This is a genomic window from Rhizobium sp. SVR5-9E (assembly GCF_056755095.1).
In genome coordinates this window covers 1-238 of the sequence record NZ_JBNDHS010000715.1, presented here as the reverse complement: position 1 = coordinate 238, position 238 = coordinate 1, and the positions used below count along the sequence as shown (strand labels likewise).

Annotated in this window: 1 protein-coding gene; it reads left to right on the top strand. The window is 42.4% G+C overall.

The features are described 5' to 3' along the window. The coding region (locus ACPYOJ_RS36685) for a hypothetical protein (RefSeq protein WP_481420587.1) at nt 1-238 on the top strand (238 nt) is incomplete at both ends.

Genomic DNA, 238 nt, shown 5'->3' with positions numbered 1-238 from the left:
CCTTTAAACAATGGGATGAAAATAGCATTATAGCGGATGTAGTTTGGGTAATCCGAAAATTCCGTCCTAATGTTATCATTTGTCGTTTTCCTCCTAATGCTGCAGCAGGTCACGGACAACATGCGGCTTCGGCTGTGGTTGCGGAAAAAGCTTTCAAACTTGCAGGCGATAAGACTGCTTTCCCAAATCAACTAAAATATGTTAATGCATGGCAGCCAAAACGCGTATTGTGGAATAC